Source organism: Candidatus Phytoplasma crotalariae, assembly GCF_030586865.1.
GTDB classification, from domain to species: Bacteria; Bacillota_I; Bacilli_A; order Acholeplasmatales; family Acholeplasmataceae; genus Phytoplasma; species Phytoplasma citri.
Genome location: NZ_JAOSIR010000051.1, coordinates 1 through 2,070, shown reverse-complemented (window position 1 = coordinate 2,070; position 2,070 = coordinate 1). Strand labels below are relative to the sequence as shown.

General features: G+C 31.4%; 1 protein-coding gene. It reads right to left on the bottom strand.

The annotated features are described in order from the left end of the window. Positions 1 to 590: 590 nt before the first annotated feature. Positions 591 to 722: a 50S ribosomal protein L32 gene (gene rpmF, locus OC683_RS02355; protein ID WP_304514936.1), complete on the bottom strand. Its 132-nt coding sequence runs from the start codon at positions 720 to 722 to the stop codon at positions 591 to 593. Positions 723 to 2,070 lie beyond the last annotated feature (1,348 nt).

Below are 2,070 nucleotides of genomic sequence, written 5' to 3'. Positions count from 1 at the left end.
GTTCGCGAAAGCTTTGTTTCTAATGAAACGGTTGTTGACATTATATATCAACCCCTTTCTCGATACCATTGAATAAACAGTAAATTACTTTCTTCTTTCGCCCTATAAGAGTAATTAACTCTCTTCTTGGTAAGACGATTAACTAAACTATTCCAAATTTAGGTTTACGCTTACGACTACTAAGAAGATTCTTTATCCTTGACCATCCAGGCTTTTATTTCCGGATTAGTAAACTTAATTACTTAGTTTTAGGATTCTCCAAGTTACACTAAATTTCGACCTTAATTCTTTAGGGGAAGTATCCTCTTTAGCGAGGCTGATTCCAGATTTCTTTAGCTGATAAACTACTCAATACTTATGTCTTATATTAGTAGACTCTGGACTGTCCGTCTAAGCAACTTCCGAACAGGTTTTGGTATTACATCCTTTTCCCTTCTTAGGCCATCTCAGGCTTCTCCATAGAATTATTTGGTGGCGGGATCATCTTGACTAATTTGCTTTCGTCGCAACCCGCTTTTATGGTCTGCTGTAATTTGACATTCTTTCGTTTGTCAAACCGACCATCTCCTTTCAGAGTTTATCATCTCTGGCTATTGGTTAGATAGCACGAAATTTAGGCCTCTTTGGCGCCCACATAATACCAAAGTAGGTGTTTTTAATTTGTAATGAGTACGTCTTTTTCTTTTAGCAGTTTTACTAGTTCTTCTAAAGGGGACAGCCATTTTAATTATTCTCCTTGTCATTATTAAATAAAAAAAATTTTTATTTAATAATAAAAATTAATTTTAATTAATGAATTATTGCGAATTAACAGAAGTAATTTTTATTATTTTATGGCGTTTGAGGAGGGATTCGAATCGTGATAGAATTATTACATTTCATTATTTCTAACTATTATAATAAGCCCCACACACCACCGGACAAGCTAGTTTCCCAGCATCCGGCGATTATTTAAGTGATAATTTGATTTAGCCTAAAAATTTATAATTTCTTGAGTTTTTCTCCATCTAGATAGATCAAAACTCTTTATCCATTTAATATTATTTTACAACAATAATTTTTAAATAAAACTAAAACATTATTTAAAAATTTGCTAAACCTTCACAAAAATTTCCTCTTTCGCCTTGTACCAAGCTTTCCTTGGCTCCTTGGTGAGTCAGTTTAACCAAATATTCCAACTTGATTCTTAAATTTCTCACGACTACTATGATTCTGCTTTCTCCTTGCCTCACATTTAACCTAGTTTTAATAACTATTTTTTGAAGTTTAGGAGGATTAAAGTTACTCTAATATTTACCATTATTGACTTTTAGGTGGGATAACCAAAATTTAAATTTAAAATATAGTTTAAAATAAGTAAATCTTTTTTTTAAGTTTTGGTAGGTTTCGAGTTTTTTTTGATAATACCATGAAATAGGGATTAATTTTCATAGTTACTCGAATTGATAGCTAAAAGGATAGTTCTCTATCAGTTCCGGATTACTCCTTTTTATTCCCTTAGCCTCATTTCAGAGGTTATCCGTGAGTCATAATTCAGTTCACAGAAATTCCTAGACGAAACTATCTCATCTGTTTTCCATTTTTATAGTCTACTATAATTATTATTTCTTTCGTTATAATAACCGACTATATACTGCCACTGATTATCAATGCAGTGGATGATTGGTTAAATCATTAGATATTAGGCATCTTTTTCGTCCACCCCCGACCGACGGCTTAGAAGGCCGTTGCTCTATCCTGCTGAGCTACTCAAACATTTTTAAAAAACAACTTATATTATACTAGAAATATATAATTTATAATTAGTTTATAAAGGTAAATTTATTAATAATTCGTTTTTTTTGTTAATCAGATAGTTAATTATCTAATTATTATAAAAATAAAATGACTAAATATCACTCATATCTTTTGGTTTAATTTTAAAAAAAATATAATCAAATTTAATACGGATAGATTATTTGCGTTTCTTTGAAAGCTATCAAATATTACAAACAGCCCCCGTCCAAACGGTGCGAGCCAGTTTCCCAGCACACCGCTTTCCCTAATTTATCCCTTTTCCGGGTTTAACTT